16 protein-coding genes are annotated in these 17,162 nt (G+C 60.4%); 9 read left to right on the top strand and 7 right to left on the bottom strand.

The genetic code is table 11. The features are described 5' to 3' along the window. Position 1 precedes the first annotated feature (1 nt). Entirely contained in the window at positions 2-1,282 is a 1,281-nt protein-coding gene (locus JL05_RS00905) for a YidR family protein (RefSeq protein WP_033631395.1), read from the bottom strand. Positions 1,283-1,320: 38 nt separating this feature from the next. Then, on the bottom strand, positions 1,321-1,734 hold the full coding sequence (locus JL05_RS25250; RefSeq protein ID WP_139182608.1) for a hypothetical protein: 414 nt from the start codon (positions 1,732-1,734) through the stop codon (positions 1,321-1,323). A gap of 40 nt (positions 1,735-1,774) precedes the next feature. Between JL05_RS25250 and JL05_RS00900 the strand changes: the two genes are divergently transcribed. Both JL05_RS00900 and JL05_RS00895 read left to right on the top strand, forming a co-directional pair. Next, positions 1,775-2,743 (top strand): threonine/serine dehydratase, encoded by a 969-nt coding sequence (locus JL05_RS00900; RefSeq protein WP_033631394.1) that lies wholly within the window; start codon positions 1,775-1,777, stop codon positions 2,741-2,743. Then, positions 2,730-3,671: an ornithine cyclodeaminase family protein gene (locus JL05_RS00895; RefSeq protein ID WP_033631393.1), complete on the top strand. Its 942-nt coding sequence runs from the start codon at positions 2,730-2,732 to the stop codon at positions 3,669-3,671. The genes JL05_RS00900 and JL05_RS00895 overlap by 14 nt, the downstream gene beginning before the upstream one ends. Positions 3,672-3,696: 25 nt before the next feature. Here JL05_RS00895 and yidA read toward each other — a convergent pair whose 3' ends face one another. From yidA to dnaA, 5 genes are all read right to left on the bottom strand, one after another. Beyond that, on the bottom strand, positions 3,697-4,512 hold the full coding sequence (gene yidA / locus JL05_RS00890; RefSeq protein ID WP_021504165.1) for a sugar-phosphatase: 816 nt from the start codon (positions 4,510-4,512) through the stop codon (positions 3,697-3,699). Between the two features lie 124 nt (positions 4,513-4,636). Next, entirely contained in the window at positions 4,637-7,051 is a 2,415-nt protein-coding gene (gene gyrB, locus JL05_RS00885; RefSeq protein ID WP_004933898.1) for a DNA topoisomerase (ATP-hydrolyzing) subunit B, read from the bottom strand. An 18-nt stretch (positions 7,052-7,069) separates the two neighbouring features. Then, positions 7,070-8,155 carry a DNA replication/repair protein RecF gene (gene recF, locus JL05_RS00880; protein WP_004933895.1) on the bottom strand — a complete coding sequence of 362 codons (1,086 nt, stop codon included), beginning with the start codon at positions 8,153-8,155 and terminating at the stop codon, positions 7,070-7,072. Between the two features lie 45 nt (positions 8,156-8,200). Continuing rightward, positions 8,201-9,301: a DNA polymerase III subunit beta gene (gene dnaN / locus JL05_RS00875; RefSeq protein WP_004933892.1), complete on the bottom strand. Its 1,101-nt coding sequence runs from the start codon at positions 9,299-9,301 to the stop codon at positions 8,201-8,203. 4 nt (positions 9,302-9,305) lie between these two features. Continuing rightward, entirely contained in the window at positions 9,306-10,700 is a 1,395-nt protein-coding gene (dnaA, locus tag JL05_RS00870) for a chromosomal replication initiator protein DnaA (protein WP_004933889.1), read from the bottom strand. A gap of 681 nt (positions 10,701-11,381) precedes the next feature. On the opposite strand from dnaA, the gene rpmH reads away from it, so the two are divergent. The 7 genes from rpmH (at position 11,382) to JL05_RS00845 (ending at position 17,030) form a co-directional block, all read left to right on the top strand. Then, positions 11,382-11,522 (top strand): 50S ribosomal protein L34, encoded by a 141-nt coding sequence (gene rpmH, locus JL05_RS24560; protein ID WP_000831330.1) that lies wholly within the window; start codon positions 11,382-11,384, stop codon positions 11,520-11,522. Between the two features lie 17 nt (positions 11,523-11,539). Further along, a complete protein-coding gene (gene rnpA / locus JL05_RS00865) occupies positions 11,540-11,899 on the top strand; it encodes a ribonuclease P protein component (RefSeq protein ID WP_004933883.1) in 360 nt (119 codons plus the stop codon). Next, positions 11,863-12,120 carry a membrane protein insertion efficiency factor YidD gene (gene yidD, locus JL05_RS24555; protein WP_004933881.1) on the top strand — a complete coding sequence of 86 codons (258 nt, stop codon included), beginning with the start codon at positions 11,863-11,865 and terminating at the stop codon, positions 12,118-12,120. Before rnpA ends, yidD begins: the two co-directional genes overlap by 37 nt. A gap of 2 nt (positions 12,121-12,122) precedes the next feature. After that, complete coding sequence (gene yidC, locus JL05_RS00860; RefSeq protein WP_004933876.1) at positions 12,123-13,760, top strand: membrane protein insertase YidC; 1,638 nt, start codon at positions 12,123-12,125, stop codon at positions 13,758-13,760. A gap of 96 nt (positions 13,761-13,856) precedes the next feature. Further along, positions 13,857-15,221 carry a tRNA uridine-5-carboxymethylaminomethyl(34) synthesis GTPase MnmE gene (mnmE, locus tag JL05_RS00855; protein ID WP_033631392.1) on the top strand — a complete coding sequence of 455 codons (1,365 nt, stop codon included), beginning with the start codon at positions 13,857-13,859 and terminating at the stop codon, positions 15,219-15,221. A gap of 149 nt (positions 15,222-15,370) precedes the next feature. Further along, positions 15,371-16,171, top strand: a complete 801-nt coding sequence (locus JL05_RS00850; RefSeq protein ID WP_033631391.1) for an MBL fold metallo-hydrolase — start codon at positions 15,371-15,373, stop codon at positions 16,169-16,171. 133 nt (positions 16,172-16,304) lie between these two features. Continuing rightward, positions 16,305-17,030, top strand: a complete 726-nt coding sequence (locus JL05_RS00845) for a 4'-phosphopantetheinyl transferase family protein (RefSeq protein ID WP_004933861.1) — start codon at positions 16,305-16,307, stop codon at positions 17,028-17,030. The last annotated feature ends 132 nt before the right edge of the window (positions 17,031-17,162 follow it).

The raw sequence follows: 17,162 nt of genomic DNA, 5'->3' as shown, positions 1-17,162 counted from the left end.
CTTACGCCTCAACCACGAAGATCTGGTTGAACCCCGCTATCTCGCGCATAAACGCCACTTTCTTGCCATCCGGCGAGAACACCACGGCATCCCCCGACGGCGGCTGCACGCTGCGCGGCGTCAAACGCTGCAGGCGACCGCTGGCCACCTCGCACAGCATCACGCTGTTGTCGCACACCAGGGCTATCGTCCCGCCCTGCGGGTGCCAGCTGAACGCCGACTGGATGTCATGCTCGCTGCGGCTCACCTGGCGCGGCTCGCCACCGTTAGGCGACACCGTCCACAGCTGCACCACGCCGCCGTCGTCCTTCATCAGAAAAGCTATCTGGCTGCCGTCCGGCGAACTGCGCAACCAGTGGCGCGGCGCACCAGCCACGCCAGGAAAACGGCGATCCCCGGTAAAGGTTACCCGCCGCTGCCTGACGCCAAGCGGCGGCGCCGGCAGCTCACTTTCCGTCCCCTGCAGCGGCAGAGCGCCCGCCCGGGCGTAGTCGACGTCGTTCTCCGGCAGATCGACGATAAACACCTCAGGCAGCTTCTCTCCGGCGGCAGACAACGTATCGCCGATAAATGCCAGCGCCCAGCGCTGCCGGCTGCCGTCGGCCTTACGGTAGCCTTCGCGACCGATCCAGCCTTCTTCGTAAGCGCGATTGATCTGATCGCTGCCCGGCCGCGGCTGCGGCACCGTCTCGCTGACCAACACGCAATAGTGGCTGCCGTCGTACTCGCGCGGGTGCTGTTTTGGCGGGTTAACCCCATGCAGCGGCACGGCCACGCCGACGTTGCGCAGATCGCGCGCCGGATCGCGTTCATGCATCACGTGATCGTTATAGGTAAAGCTAAGGCGGCTGCCGTCCGGACTGAAAACGTGCACGTGGCTGCCGCCGCGCAGCGCGCCGGGGGTATAGGGCGCGGTGATATCCAGCGCGTCGAGGGTGATGGCCAACTCGCGATCCGGTTCGCTGACGATCACCCCGCGGCGGTGGTGAAAATCATACTGCCAGGCGCTGTCCGGGTGCTCAGGTCCGTGAATAAAGGCATAGCGCGCCGGCGCATCGGGGCTGACCGTGACCACGCCGACGTGGGCGCCGTGCTGGGCGCGATAAATCACCTCCACCGCGCCGCTGGCGACGTTGACACGCTCGATGCTGAGGCCGGTGAAAAAGGCGCCGTGCGGGCGCACGTCATAAGCCAGCCATTGACTGTCCGGCGTCCAGACGTTGATATTGGTTAACTGATGCCCACGAGGGTCGAAAGTCAGTTGTTTTTCCCGATGGCTCATGGCGGCTCTCCTGCACATGCTGGCACTGAGCCGTCATCTTACCGGATCGCCCGCAGCGTTTCATATGGCCTGTGAGGGTGAGGCGGGAGGATTTTTCGATTCGAAATCACGCAATTATTTTCCAGCGTCTTATCATTTAAGCCGATCGACGGCGTCGGCAGGAAATAAGCGGCCGACCAGGCGATCGAATTCCTGCCGGCGAGACTCAACGGCGCCAATGTAATAGAGGTGGGTGATGCAAACGCTATTTTTTCATTCTCACTTCCCTTATAAGAATAAGGCAGCGGCAGCGCCTTACTTAACGCAAATAAATAAAAAATCGGGCCGCTAAACGACAGGTTTATGATTATTTTCACCGAAAACGGCAATGCTCCCGCCGACCATTGCCGTTTTCTGATCGGTGTGCCCGAAGGTCGGGCCGCGGGGTTTACAATCAATACAAAAAAGTACAAACTGGATTTTTAAGTCCAAAATAAATCTTCTGGAGCCGGTATGAACACCCTCTTCGATGCCATTGTTTCCGCTCATCAGCAACTGCGCCCTCAAGTGCGGGTCACGCCGCTGGAGCGCAGCGTGCTGCTTTCTCAGCAATTGGGTTGCGAGCTGTATTTGAAATGCGACCACCTGCAGCACACCGGTTCCTTTAAATTTCGCGGCGCCAGCAACAAGCTGCGGCTGTTGGATAACGAGCAACGCCGGCGCGGCGTGATCGCCGCCTCAACCGGCAACCACGGCCAGGCTGTCGCCCTGGCGGGGCAACGGATGGGCGTTGGCGTCACGGTTTATGCGCCGGAGACGGCGGCGAGCATCAAGCTCGACACCATCCGGGCGCTGGGCGGCACCGTGGAATTGGTGCCGGGCGACGCGCTGAACGCCGAACTGGCGGGGGAACAAGCCGCACGCGAACAGGGGAAAACCTATATCTCGCCGTATAATGACGAACAGGTGATCGCCGGCCAGGGCACCTGCGGCATGGAGCTGGTTGAACAACTCGCCGATCTGGACGCGGTGTTCGTGGCGGTCGGCGGCGGTGGCTATATCGCCGGCATCGGCACCGTTCTGCGGCAACTGTCGCCAAACACGCAGCTTATCGCCTGCTGGCCGGAAAACGCCACCAGCCTGTACAGCGCGTTGGAAGCCGGCCATATCTTCCCGGTGGAAGAACAAGAAACCCTGTCCGACGGCACCGCCGGCGGCGTCGAGCCGGGCGCCGTGACCTTCCCGCTGTGCCAGCAGCTGATTGACCGTAAAGTGCTGGTCAGCGAGGCGGAGATCAAACGCGCGATGCGCCGGATCGCCGCCAGCGATCGCTGGATTATCGAAGGCGCAGCAGGCGTAGCGCTGGCGGCGGCGATCAAACTGGCGCCGGAATACCGAGGTAAAAAGGTGGCGGTGGTGCTGTGCGGTAAAAACATCGTGCTGGAGAAATACCTCAAGGCCATCGCCGATGCTCATCCTTAATCGGCAGCAAATTCTCGCCGCGTTCGACGCCGAGGCCATTACGCCGCTGCTGAAGCAGGGTTTTATCGCCTACTCGCAACAGCGGGTACAACAGCCGCCGGCGCAGCATTTCCTGTTCGAGCAGGCCGCCGGCGACTGCTGCATCAAATCCGCCTGGTTGGAAGGCGACGAACTGTTCGTGGTCAAGATCTCTACCGGTTTCTATCGCAATGCCGAACACGGCCTGCCGAGCAATCAGGGGCTGATGATGGCGTTCTCCGCCCACACCGGCGAGCCGCAGGCGCTGCTGCAAGATGAAGGTTGGCTGACCGCGCTGCGCACCGCCCTGGCCGGCCGCATCGTCGCCGAGCTGTGCGCGCCGCCGCATATTCAGGCGATCGGCATGGTTGGCACCGGCCTGCAGGCGCGGCTGCAGCTGCAATGTCTGAAACCGGTGACCGATTGCCGCGAGGTATGGGTATGGGGCCGCAACGAACAGGCGCTGGCGGCGTATCGGCGCGATGCCGAGGCCGAGGGTTTTCGGGTGCGGGTCACGCAGGAGGCGGCGGAGCTGGCGGCGCACTGTCAGCTGATCGTCACCACCACGCCCAGCCGCGAACCGATTTTGCAGGCGGCGGATATTCGGCCCGGCACGCACATTACCGCGGTGGGCGCCGACGCGCCCGGTAAGCAGGAGCTGGCGACCGAGCTGGTGGCCCGCGCGGACGCGCTGTTGGTCGATGCGCTGGCTCAGTGCACAGACTATGGCGAGATCGCAACGGCTTATCGGCAGAACAAGCTGACTTCAACGCCGATCGTCGAAATGGGCGCCGCATTGGCGCAGGGCGGGCGGGTACGACGCGAGCCGCAGCACATCACCATCGCCGATCTCACCGGCTTGGCGATTCAGGATCTGCAGATCGCCAAAGGGGTGTTGGCGAAAGTATAAAGAGGCGCCGCAGCGCCCCGTTTTCTCAGGCGTTGAGCACGAACTTCTCGATAGCGCGCGCCACGCCGTCTTCGGTATTGGCGCTGGTGACAAACTGCGCCACCGCTTTCAGCTCGGGAATGGCGTTGCCCATCGCCACGCCGACGCCGGCATATTCGATCATCGCCGTATCGTTAGCCTGATCCCCCAGCGTCATGATGTTTTCCCGCGCCACGCCGAGGTGCTCGGCCAGCATTTTCACCCCGGCGCCCTTATCGACGTTTTTATGTAAGATCTCGAGGTAGTAAGGCGCACTTTTCAAGATAGTGTAACGCGCGCGCGTTTCCTCCGGGATGCGCGCGATGGCGCTGTCCAGCAGCGCCGGTTCGTCGATCATCATCACTTTTGGAAAACGCATCTGGCGATCCATCTCTTCCACGCTGCGGTATTTCAGCGGAATGCCGGTCATTTCCGCCTCGTGTATGGTGTACTTGCCGATGTCCTTGTTCGGGGTATACAAGGTATCGAAATCAAACGCCTGGAAGTGAACGCCTAACTCGCGCGCCATCTGCTCGAAGTGCAGATAATCCTCGAAGCCCAGGGTTTCCTGCAGGATGCAGGCGCCGTCGACCGCGCGCAACACCAGCGCGCCGTTATAGGTGATACAGAAATCGCCGGGGCCCTGAATGTCCAACTGGCGCAGATAGTCCTGCACGCCGACATAAGGCCGCCCGGTGGCCAGCACCACGTGCACCCCTTTGCGCCGCGCCGCCGCGATAGCCTGCTTTACCGCCGGCGTGATTTGATGCTGCGGATCCAGCAACGTGCCGTCCATGTCGATCGCAATCAGTTCAATAGCCATTCAACGCTTCTCCCAGTGGTTTTTATTCATGCTAACGCGTTTCAGCCTCGGCTGTCAGCGCCAAAAAAGGCCAAAAAAAATCCGCGCGGGTCGCCCGGCGCGGATTTTCACAGCCATTAACGCATCAGATATCGATGTTCGCCGCTTTCAGGGCGTTTTCTTCGATAAAGGCGCGGCGCGGCTCAACCGCATCGCCCATCAGCGTGGTGAACAGCTGATCGGCAGCGATGGCGTCCTTGACGGTCACGCGCAGCATGCGGCGGCTTTCCGGATCCATGGTGGTTTCCCACAGCTGCTCCGGGTTCATCTCGCCCAGACCTTTATAACGCTGCACCGACAGGCCGCGGCGCGACTCTTTCACCAGCCACTCCAGCGCCTGTTCGAAGCTGTCTACCGGCTGACGGCGTTCGCCGCGCTCGATGAACGCGCCCTCTTCGATCAGCCCGCGCAGCTGCTCGCCCAGCTGGCAGATCTTGCGGTATTCACCGCCGTGGATGAAGTCGAAGTCCAGCTTGTAGTCGGTATCCACGCCGTGGGTGCGGATGCGCAACGCCGGCTCAAACATCTGGCGCTCACGGTTCTCGAAGATCACGAAATCATAGCTGCTGCCGTGCTGCTCTTTGTCGTTCAGCGCCTGCACCAGCGACGCGATCCAGGTCTTCACCTTGGCTTCATCGCTGAGATCGCCTTCGTTCAGCGTCGGCTGGTAGATCAGGCTGTTCAGCAGCGCGCGCGGGTAGCGGCGCTCCATGCGGCCAATCAGCTTCTGCACGCCGTAGTGCTCGGCCACCAGTTTTTCCAACTGCTCGCCGCCGAGCGCCGGTGCGCTGGCGTTGGTGTGCAGCGTAGCGCCGTCCATCGCGATGGCGATCTGGTACTGATCCATCGCCTCGTCATCTTTGATGTACTGCTCCTGCTTGCCTTTCTTCACCTTGTACAGCGGCGGCTGTGCGATGAACACGTGGCCACGCTCGATGATTTCCGGCATCTGGCGGTAGAAGAAGGTCAACAGCAGCGTACGGATGTGCGAACCGTCGACGTCGGCATCGGTCATGATGATGATGCTGTGATAACGCAGCTTGTCCGGGCTGTACTCGTCGCGGCCGATGCCGCAACCCAGCGCGGTGATCAGCGTCGCCACTTCCTGCGAAGAGAGCATTTTGTCGAAACGCGCTTTCTCGACGTTGAGGATTTTCCCCTTCAGCGGCAAGATAGCCTGATTCTTGCGGTTGCGCCCCTGCTTGGCAGAGCCGCCCGCGGAGTCCCCTTCCACCAGGTACAGTTCGGACAGCGCCGGATCGCGTTCCTGGCAGTCCGCCAGCTTGCCCGGCAGGCCGGCCAGATCCAGCGCGCCTTTGCGGCGGGTCATCTCACGCGCTTTACGCGCCGCTTCGCGCGCGCGCGCCGCGTCGATGATTTTGCCGACCACGATTTTCGCGTCGCCCGGGTTCTCCATCAGGTAATCCACCAGCTTCTCGTTCATCAGCGTTTCAACCGCGGTTTTCACCTCGGAAGAGACCAGCTTGTCCTTGGTCTGAGAGGAGAACTTCGGATCCGGCACCTTCACCGACACCACGGCGATCAGGCCTTCACGCGCATCATCGCCGGTGGCGCTGACCTTGGCCTTCTTGCTGTAGCCTTCCTTCTCCATGTAGCTGTTCAGCGTACGGGTCATCGCGGTACGGAAACCGACCAGGTGCGTGCCGCCGTCGCGCTGCGGAATGTTGTTGGTGAAGCAGTAGATGTTTTCCTGGAAACCGTCGTTCCACTGCAGCGCCACTTCTACGCCGATGTCGTCTTTCACGGTGGAGAAGTAGAACACGTTCGGGTGGATCGGGGTTTTGTTCTTGTTCAGGTACTCGACAAACGCCTTGATGCCACCTTCGTAATGGAAGTGGTCTTCACGGTCGGTGCGCTTGTCCTTCAGGCGAATAGACACGCCGGAGTTGAGGAAGGACAGCTCGCGCAGACGCTTGGCCAGAATGTCGTACTCGAATTCGGTCACGTTGGTGAAGGTCTGGTGGCTCGGCCAGAAACGCACCATGGTGCCGGTCTGCTCGGTTTCGCCCACCACGTTCAGCGGCGCCTGCGGCTCGCCGTGGCTGTAAGTCTGTTCGTGCACTTTGCCTTCGCGGCGGATCACCAACTCCAGTTTCTCCGACAGGGCGTTAACCACCGAGACGCCCACGCCGTGCAGGCCGCCGGAAACTTTATAGGAGTTGTCGTCGAATTTACCGCCGGCGTGCAGCACGGTCATGATGACCTCTGCGGCTGAAACCCCTTCTTCAGGGTGAATGCCGGTCGGAATGCCGCGGCCGTCATCCTGTACCGATACCGAGTTGTCGGCATGGATGGTGACCTGAATGTCACTACAGTGGCCCGCGAGCGCTTCGTCGATAGCGTTGTCCACAACCTCGAATACCATGTGGTGCAGACCGGTGCCGTCATCGGTATCGCCGATATACATGCCCGGGCGCTTGCGCACCGCATCCAGCCCTTTTAATACCTTGATACTTGAGGAGTCATAAGAATTCGACATCAACGTTTCTCGCTCATTTTAGTCCTGTGGTTGAACCTCTATTTTACCCTGTTCCACGCGGAACATCTTGCCCTTTTCACCGGCCATGTCGGTCACTTGCTCAGCGCTGACCGCGCTGACAAAAACCTGGGCCTGGGTGGCTTTCAGGCGATCGGCCAGCAACCGGCGACGGCCGGTGTCCAGCTCGGAGGCAAAATCATCAATCAGATACAGGCAACGCCGCCCGCTCTGCCGGGTGAGAAACTCACCCTGCGCCAAGCGCAACGCGCACATCAGCAGCTTAAGCTGACCGCGCGATAACAAATCCTCTACCGGCGTGCCGTCGGCACGAATGCGAAAGTCCGCTTTATGCGGCCCCACCGCGGTATAGGTCAACGCCCTGTCGCGCTCAAACTGGCGCTCCAGCAGCTCGCCGTAGTCGCTCTCTTTGTCCCAGCCGCGTTGGAAGGAGAAGCTCAGGGCAAATTCAGGCAGAAACTGCGCGCAGGTCGCGGTGATATCCGCGGCGATCGCGTCGCTGTATTCCGCCCGCCATTCGCTGATGCGCTCCGCGAGCGGGATCAGTTCCTGATCCCAGGCGCGGATCTGCGCATAGCGACTCACCTGGCGCAGCGCGGCATTGCGCTGCTTCAGTAACCGTTTCAGGTTGCTCCAGGCGGTGAAAAAACCGGGTTCGTTATGAAAACAGCCCCAGTCCAGGAAAGCGCGCCGGAATTTCGGCCCGCCGTTCAGCAGGGTAAAACCTTCGGGGGTGATCAGCTGCATGGGCAGCAGCTGCGCCAGCTCGGCCACCTTGTGGCCGTCGCTGCCATCGATGCGTACTTTGCTGTCACCCTGACGGCTCTTGCTCAATCCTACCGACAGCTCGCGCTCCGCGCCTTCGATGCGGCCGTGCAGCACGAACTCCGGTTGGTCGTGGCGAATGACCCGACCGGCCTGCAGGCTGCGAAAGGCGCGGCCATGGCCGAGCGTATACACCGCCTCCAGCACGCTGGTCTTGCCGCTGCCGTTGGCGCCGACCAGGAAGTTGAATCCCGGCGCCAGCGCCAAATCCGCCGCCTCGATATTGCGGAAGTCTTTAATCAATAAACGCGTCAGAGCCATGCAATCTCTTTACCGATGACGGTGCTGTAATTCAAGGTAACGAGACTACAACCGCATTGGCATGACAACGTAGGCCGCCGCCTGGCTGGCGCCGTCTTCGATCTGCACGCTGGAGACCGAGTCGGTCAACAGCAGGCGCACGTCTTCACACTTGAGCGCGTTCAACACGTCCAGCACGTAGCTGACGTTGAAACCGATCTCCATCTCCGCGCCGTCGTAGCTGACGTCGAGGATCTCTTCCGCCTCTTCCTGCTCCGGGTTGTTGGCGGTGATCTTCAGCTGGTTCTGGCTGACGTACAGCCGCACGCCGCGGAATTTCTCGTTCGAGAGAATGGCCGCGCGGGCAAACGCCTGCTTGAGCAGATCGCAGCCGGCTTCCAGCGTTTTGTCCGGATTCTTCGGCAAGACGCGGCGATAGTCCGGGAAACGGCCGTCAACCAGCTTGGACGTGAAGATGAAGTCGCCAACGTGGGCGCGGATGTTGTTGCTGCCGATCTGCAGTTGCAGCAGCGAATCGCCGCCATCCAGCAGACGCACCAGTTCCATCACCCCTTTACGCGGCACGATCACCGAATGCGACGGCAGCTGCTGGCCGATCGGCATCGAGCACACCGCCAGGCGGTGGCCGTCGGTCGCGACGGTGCGCAGCTCTTCGCCTTCGGTTTCAAACAACATGCCGTTCAGGTAGTAACGCACGTCCTGGTGGGCCATCGAGAACTGGGTGGCTTCGATCAGGCGCTTCAGCGTCGCCTGCGGCAAGGTGAACTCCACCTCGCTCTGCCAGTCGTCCAGGTTCGGGAAGTCCGCCGCGGGCAGCGTGGACAGCGAGAAGCGGCTGCGGCCGGACCGCACCAGCATGCGCTCGCTCTCCAGCGTGACGGCAATCTCCGCCCCTTCCGGCAGGCCACGGCAGATATCAAAGAATTTGCGCGCGGGCACAGTCGTCGCGCCCGGCTCGTGCGGCTGAGACAGGGCGACGCGCGCCACCATCTCCATCTCCAGATCGGTGCCGGTCAGCAGCAGGGAGCCTTCCGTCACCTGCAGCAGCAGGTTGCCCAGGATCGGCAAGGTCGGGCGGCCGCCCAGCGGGCTGCTCACCTGTTGCAGCGGTTTTAGCAGATGCTCACGTTCAACGATAAATTTCATAGCGCTATGAAGATAATGTTCTGATTAAATTGGAGAAATCTTCTTTGATGTCGTGACTTTCCTCACGCAGCTGCTCGATCTTCCGGCAGGCGTGCAACACCGTGGTATGGTCGCGGCCACCAAACGCATCGCCGATTTCCGGCAGGCTGTGGTTGGTGAGCTCCTTCGCCAGCGCCATCGCCATCTGGCGCGGGCGGGCAACGGATCGCGAACGCCGCTTGGACAGCAAATCCGCGACTTTAATCTTGTAATACTCCGCCACCGTCTTTTGGATATTGTCGATGGTGACCAGCTTTTCCTGCAGCGCCAGCAGATCGCGCAGCGCTTCGCGCACGAAATCGATGGTGATGGCCCGGCCAGTAAAGTTGGCGTTGGCGATCACGCGGTTCAGCGCCCCTTCGAGCTCACGCACGTTGGAACGCAGGCGCTTGGCGATGAAGAACGCCACTTCGCCCGGCAGGCGAATGTCGTTTTCGTCGGCCTTTTTCATCAGGATCGCCACGCGGGTTTCCAGCTCCGGCGGCTCGATCGCCACCGTCAGCCCCCAGCCGAAGCGGGACTTCAGACGATCTTCCACCCCGTTGATCTCTTTAGGGTAGCGATCCGAAGTCAGGATGATCTGCTGATTGCCTTCCAACAGGGCGTTAAAGGTATGGAAGAACTCTTCCTGCGAACGCTCCTTGTTGGCAAAGAATTGGATGTCATCGATCAGCAACGCGTCGACCGAACGGTAGTAGCGCTTAAACTCTTCGATGGCATTGTTCTGCAACGCTTTGACCATGTCCTGCACAAAGCGTTCCGAGTGCATGTAGACCACTTTGGCGTTGGCCTTGCGCGCCATGATGCCGTTACCGACCGCATGCAGCAGGTGAGTTTTACCCAGGCCGGTGCCGCCATACAGGAACAAAGGGTTGTAGGCGCCGCCCGGATTGTCCGCCACCTGGCGAGCCGCCGCGCGCGCCAGCTGGTTGGACTTACCCTCGACGAAGTTGTCAAAGGTGTGTTTAGGGTTGACGTTGGAGCGGTAAGAGAGCTCGGGCTGCGCCGCCGCGTTGTCCCAGCTCGGGCGCGAAGGCGCGGCCGTGCGCGCCGCCGGAGCCGCAGGGGCGCTGCTGACGCTGGCGGTCACGGTCTGGCTGATCACCTGCGTGATCGGCTTGCTGCCGACTTCAAAACGCAGCAAAGGCGCATCCGTGCCGCAGAAATCATTCAGCAGACCATTGATGTTGTTTAAGTACTTATCGCGAACCCAATCCAGCACAAAACGGTTAGGCGCGTACAGCGCCAGGGTGTTGTCACTCAGTTCCGCCTGCAATGGGCGAATCCACATACTAAATTCTGTGGCAGGTAACTCATCCTGCAATCGGGCAAGACACTGCTGCCAAAGCGAAAGTGACACGGCGGACTCCACTCGAACAAGATCAATAAAGAAAAGAAACGGACAACTTTTTTATAACTCATGATTTTTGACACATACCCGGCATCGGCTGTTTGCCTGTGGGGGATGCGAACCGCCTTTCACGGTTTGTGTCCCTCACGATCCCGGCATGAGGGATCGCGATCGGAATGACGGATCATAGCGCAATCCGCGCAAGAGATCCTCCCCTTCCTCACAGATTAGATCCATTTTATCCACAGGCCGCGGCCGGCGGCGATCTTTTCACCGCCAGCGCCGAATGACCGCGCAGATCCCGGCCGCTGCGCCGCGTTTTTTACATTGTCAACCGGTTATACCCTGTTATCCACGCCGGATCCTGCGATCGCGCGCAAAGGATCTCACGGGGATCCTTGCGATTTCACCCCGAGTCCGTATAATCTTCGCCCTACGTGTGATACCTGGTTCCTTATGGTGCGTCATTAGCCAGACAGGATTCTGCGGTGACCACGGGCCAAGAGCGGATTTTGTTCCGTATTGGCAGACAACCAGGTAGGCTGGCGCGATGCGAATTGACTCAGGACTGTACAATTATTACAATCCCGCTTCTTTATGTATTGCGATTGAGGCGTCGGTCATCTTCACGCCGAGTAGCCAAACGCGTTTACTGATCAGTAATTATTTTAAGTTTAGGTAGAAATCGCTATGAAACGCACTTTCCAACCGTCCGTATTGAAGCGCAACCGTAGCCACGGTTTCCGTGCTCGTATGGCCACCAAAAATGGTCGTCAAGTTCTGGCCCGCCGTCGTGCGAAAGGCCGTGCTCGTCTGACTGTTTCTAAGTAATAAAGCTAACCCGCTGAGTGGTTAAGCTCGCTTTTCCCAGGGAGTTACGTTTGTTAACTCCCACTCATTTCACTTTCGTCTTCCAGCAGCCACAACGGGCTGGCACGCCGCAAATCACCATCCTCGGCCGCCTGAACCAGCTGGGGCATCCCCGCATCGGTCTTACCGTCGCCAAAAAACACGTCAAACGCGCGCACGAGCGTAATCGGATCAAACGCCTAACCCGCGAAAGCTTCCGCCTGCGCCAGCACGAATTACCGGCGATGGATTTTGTCGTGGTGGCCAAAAAGGGGATAGCGGATTTGGATAACCGCGCGCTGACGGAAGCTTTGGATAAATTATGGCGTCGCCACTGTCGCCAGGCTCCCGCATCCTGATCGGGCTGGTGCGGGCCTATCAGCTCGTCATCAGCCCGCTGCTAGGGCCTCGTTGTCGCTTCCAGCCGACATGCTCTCATTACGCAATTGAGGCATTAAGCAGGTTTGGCATGATAAAAGGCAGTTGGTTAGCATTGAAACGCGTATTAAAATGCCACCCTTTGAACCCAGGTGGCGATGATCCGGTGCCGCCAAAAACCGACGATAACAGAGAACACTAACGATGGATTCGCAACGCAATCTTCTTCTCATCGCTCTGCTGTTCGTGTCTTTCATGATCTGGCAGGCATGGCAAACGGACAACGCTCCGCAGCCGGCCGCACAGACCACGCAACAGACTTCGAACGCAGTAGCCGGTGATGCCGCCAGCCAGGCCGTGCCAGCCAGTGGTCAGGGTAAGCTGATTACCGTGAACACCGACGTGCTGTCACTGACCATCAACACCCGTGGTGGCGATATCGAGCAGGCTAAACTGTTGGCCTACCCGGATACTCTGGGTTCATCGACTCCGTTCCAACTGCTGGAAACCACCCCGTCGTTCGTCTATCAGGCGCAAAGCGGCCTGACCGGTAAAAACGGCCCGGACAACCCGGCCAACGGCGAACGCCCGCTGTACCAAGCGGCGCAAGACAGCTACACCCTGCCGGAAGGCCAGGACGAGCTGCGCATCCCGTTGACCTACACCGGTAAAGACGGCGCGATCTACACCAAGACCTTCGTGCTCAAACGCAACCACTATGCGGTCGGCGTGGATTACAGCATCGACAACAAAGGCGCGACGCCGCTGGAGCTGACCCTGTTTGGCCAGCTGAAGCAGACCACCGAATTGCCTAAGCACCGTGACACCGGCAGCAGCAACTTCGCGCTGCATACCTTCCGCGGCGCGGCGTACTCGTCCAGCGAGGACAAGTACCAGAAATACGCGTTCGACAAAGACGAAAACCTGAGCGTCACCACCAAAGACGGTTGGGTTGCGATGCTGCAACAGTACTTCGCCACCGCGTGGGTGCCGGCGACCAAGGGTGACAACACCTTCTACACCGCCAAACCGGGTGACAACCTGTCCACCATCGGCTTCAAATCTACGCCGGTCGTGGTGCAGCCGGGCGCTCAGCAACAGCTGAACGCCACCCTGTGGGTCGGCCCGGAGCTGCAGGACCAGATGGCCCAGCTGGCGCCACACCTGGATCTGACCGTGGATTACGGTTGGCTGTGGTTCATCTCCCAGCCGCTGTTCAAACTGCTGAAGTTCATCCACGGCTTTATCGGCAACTGGGGCTTCTCCATCATCATCATCACCTTCATCGTGCGCGGCATCATGTACCCGCTGACCAAGGCGCAGTACACCTCGATGGCGAAAATGCGCATGCTGCAGCCGAAGCTGCAGGCGATGCGCGAGCGCATCGGCGATGACAAACAGCGCATGAGCCAAGAGATGATGGCGCTGTACAAGGCGGAGAAAGTGAACCCGCTCGGCGGCTGTCTGCCGCTGATCATTCAGATGCCGATCTTCCTGGCGCTGTACTACATGCTGATGGGTTCGGTCGAGCTGCGCCACGCGCCGTTCGCCCTGTGGATCCATGACCTGTCGGCGCAGGACCCGTACTACATCCTGCCAATCCTGATGGGCGTGACGATGTTCTTCATTCAGAAGATGTCGCCGACCACCGTGACTGACCCGATGCAGCAGAAAATCATGACCTTCATGCCGGTGATCTTCACAGTGTTCTTCCTGTGGTTCCCGTCCGGTCTGGTGCTGTACTACATCGTCAGCAACCTGGTGACCATCCTGCAGCAGCAGCTGATTTACCGTGGTCTGGAAAAACGCGGTCTGCACAGCCGCGACAAGAAAAAAAGCTAAGCGTAGTGTAGGGGTTCGGCGCGCCGACCCTTGCAGTCACACCAAAGGCGGTCATTAGACCGCCTTTTTGCATCTTAATCGTCAGAGAGAACCGTTATGAGCACCACCGATACCATCGTAGCCCAAGCCACCCCGCCGGGACGCGGCGGCGTCGGCATTCTGCGCATTTCCGGAAGCAAGGCCAAAGACGTCGCCCAGGCGTTGCTCGGCAAGCTGCCGAAGCCGCGCTACGCTGACTATCTGCCGTTCCGCGACGCCGCCGGTGCCACCCTCGATCAGGGCATCGCGCTGTGGTTTCCGGGGCCAAACTCCTTTACCGGCGAAGACGTGCTGGAGCTGCAGGGCCACGGCGGGCCGGTGATCCTCGATCTGCTGCTCAAGCGCGTGCTGGCGCTGCCCGACGTGCGCATCGCCCGGCCCGGCGAGTTCTCCGAGCGCGCGTTTCTCAACGACAAACTCGATCTGGCGCAGGCCGAAGCGATCGCCGATCTGATCGACGCCAGCTCCGAGCAGGCGGCACGTTCGGCGATGAACTCGCTGCAGGGCGCATTTTCCATCCTCATCCACCAGCTCGTGGAAGCGCTCACTCACCTGCGAATCTACGTGGAAGCGGCGATCGACTTCCCGGACGAGGAAATCGACTTCCTGTCCGACGGTAAAATCGAGGCGCAGCTCAACGACGTGATGGCGGATCTGGATAACGTGCGTGGTGAAGCGCGCCAGGGCAGCCTGCTGCGCGAAGGGATGAAGGTGGTGATCGCCGGGCGCCCCAACGCCGGTAAATCCAGCCTGCTCAATTCGTTGGCCGGGCGCGAGGCGGCGATCGTCACCGATATCGCCGGCACCACCCGCGACGTCTTGCGTGAACATATCCATATCGACGGCATGCCGCTGCACATCATCGACACCGCCGGCCTGCGCGACGCCAGCGACGAAGTTGAACGTATCGGCATCGAACGTGCCTGGAACGAGATCGAACAGGCCGACAGAGTGCTGTTTATGGTTGACGGCACCACCACCGCCGCCACCGAGCCGGCGGAGATCTGGCCGGAGTTTATGGCGCGCCTGCCGGCAACGCTGCCGATCACCGTGGTGCGCAACAAAGCCGACATCACCGGTGAAACGCTGGGCCTGACGGAAGTGAATAACCACTCACTTATTCGCCTGTCGGCCCGCACTGGCGAAGGCGTCGATGTGCTGCGCGATCATCTGAAACAGAGCATGGGCTTCACCAGCAACATGGAAGGCGGCTTCCTGGCGCGCCGTCGCCACCTGCAGGCGCTGGAACTGGCGGCGCAGCATCTGGTGCAGGGCAAAGAACAGTTAGTGAGCGCTTACGCGGGCGAACTGCTGGCCGAGGAACTGCGCCAGGCGCAGCTGGCCTTGAGCGAAATCACCGGCGAATTCACCTCCGACGACCTGCTGGGCCGCATCTTCTCCAGCTTCTGTATCGGGAAATAACGCGCTGCCAGAGGCCTTCACGGCCGGGATAAGCCCTTGTTCCGGCCGTTTTTCTTTCCCGCTCTCGCTCTGCGCGCTGGCTCACAGCGCCGCTGCAACTGCCCGCGATATACTGGACGGTCAGGTGTCTTTCTCAGGAACGAGTCAACATGGCGTTAACCCTCAAGGTATTGCTGGAAAACCGCCGCGCCGCCGGCGCCAACCCGCTATTGCAGGCCAAGGCCGGGTTAAGCCTGCTGATTGAGGACGAGACGACCTCCATACTGTTCGACACCGGCCCCGACGACAGCTTCCTGCGCAATGCGGCGCTGATGAGCGTCGATCTCTCCCGCATCACCGCGACGGTGCTCTCCCACGGCCACTATGACCACTGCGGCGGCGTCGCCTGGCTGCCGGACAACAGCCGCATCATCTGCCATCCCCAAATCGGTGATGAACGCTATGCGGCGCTGAAGGTGCTGGGCCACACCCGCAAAATCAAAAAGCTCTCTTTGGACATCGACTACTCGCGCCATAACATGCACTACAGCCGCGAGCCGCTGGCGATCGGCGATCGCTTTATGTGGTCAGGTGAAATCGCCGTGCCCGCACCGCGCGCCTACGGGGTGATTACCGGGGAAAACGCGGCGGTGGATTACGTTATCGACGAAGGGGTGCTGATTTACAAATCGGATCGCGGTCTGGTGATCGTGACCGGCTGCGGGCATCGCGGGATCGTGAATATCGTGCGCCACTGCCAGAAAATCACCGGAATCGATCGGATCCACGCCTTAATTGGTGGTTTTCATCTGCGTTGCGCTTCCCCGCGCACGCTCTGGCGCGTGCGCCGTTTTTTACGGCAGCACCAGCCGGAAAAGATCATGGGCTGCCACTGTACCGGCGCGTGGGGCCGGCTATGGCTGCCGGAAGGTATCGCGCCGGCCACCGGCGATAGCTGGATCCTGGAATAACGCCTGTGCCGCTCATCACTGAAATCGGCAACAAATCGGATAAAACGCATAGTGTTTTTTGATGATAAATCCTCAACTTAGTCTTAATCTAACACCCCTGCGTTCTTAGCGACCCTCTGTCATGGAGCGAACAATGGCGTGTCATTTTGCCCGATGGACCCCGGCCTCCGCTGTCCTGGATACCCAGAGACTCGCCGACGAAGTGATAGCCGCCACCCGCACCTTTTCCGTTAAGCGCCGCACGCGCTACCTGCAAGGGCGCATTCTGCTCGCCGAAATGATGTTCTACCTGTACGGCCTGCCGACGCTGCCACCCATCGCCACCACACCCACCGGCCGCCCCTGCTTCGCCGATCATCAGCTGCCCGATTTTAGCCTCGCCTATGCCAGCAACACCGTGGGCGTGCTGCTCAGCGACGAAGGCAAAGTCGGACTGGATATCGAAGTGATGCGGGCGCGCGGCAGCCGGCAAAGCGCGCTGCAGAACGCGCACCAGACGCCGGCGGAAAGCGCCTGGATCGGCGCGCAGGACGATCGGCTGGAGGCGGAGACTCAGCTGTGGAGCATTCGGCAAAGCGTGCTGAAAATTTCCGGCCTCGGCAACAGCGGCCAGTCTACGCTGCGTCTGCATCCCTTCTCCGGCCACCTGCGTTCCAGCGCCACGCCGGACGTTCAGGTGATGAGCGATGCCGACGAATATCTGAGCTGGGCCTGCGCCGGCAGCCCCGGGCTGGATCGCCTGCTGTGCTGGCGCTACGAAGAGCGCGGCGGCCTGCACAAAGACGGGGAAATCTCGCCGCGCAGCCCGGCGGCATCCTCACGCTTCGTTAAACTGACGGGCCTGAAGACGCCAGGTTGACGCGGCGCAAAGCGGATAACGCGATCTTTACCGCACCAGTTACTGGATTAAATTGTAAAGACAGCTAAATGTTGAGCAATCGCCTATTCTCGACCCGCGCTTTAGCCTACTATTCGCCCATGTTGTACGCTG

Origin of the sequence: Serratia nematodiphila DZ0503SBS1 (assembly GCF_000738675.1) — a bacterium.
GTDB lineage: Bacteria > Pseudomonadota > Gammaproteobacteria > Enterobacterales > Enterobacteriaceae > Serratia > Serratia nematodiphila.
The sequence above is the reverse complement of the archived record's forward strand: the minus strand, read 5'-3'. Positions and strand labels throughout refer to the sequence as shown.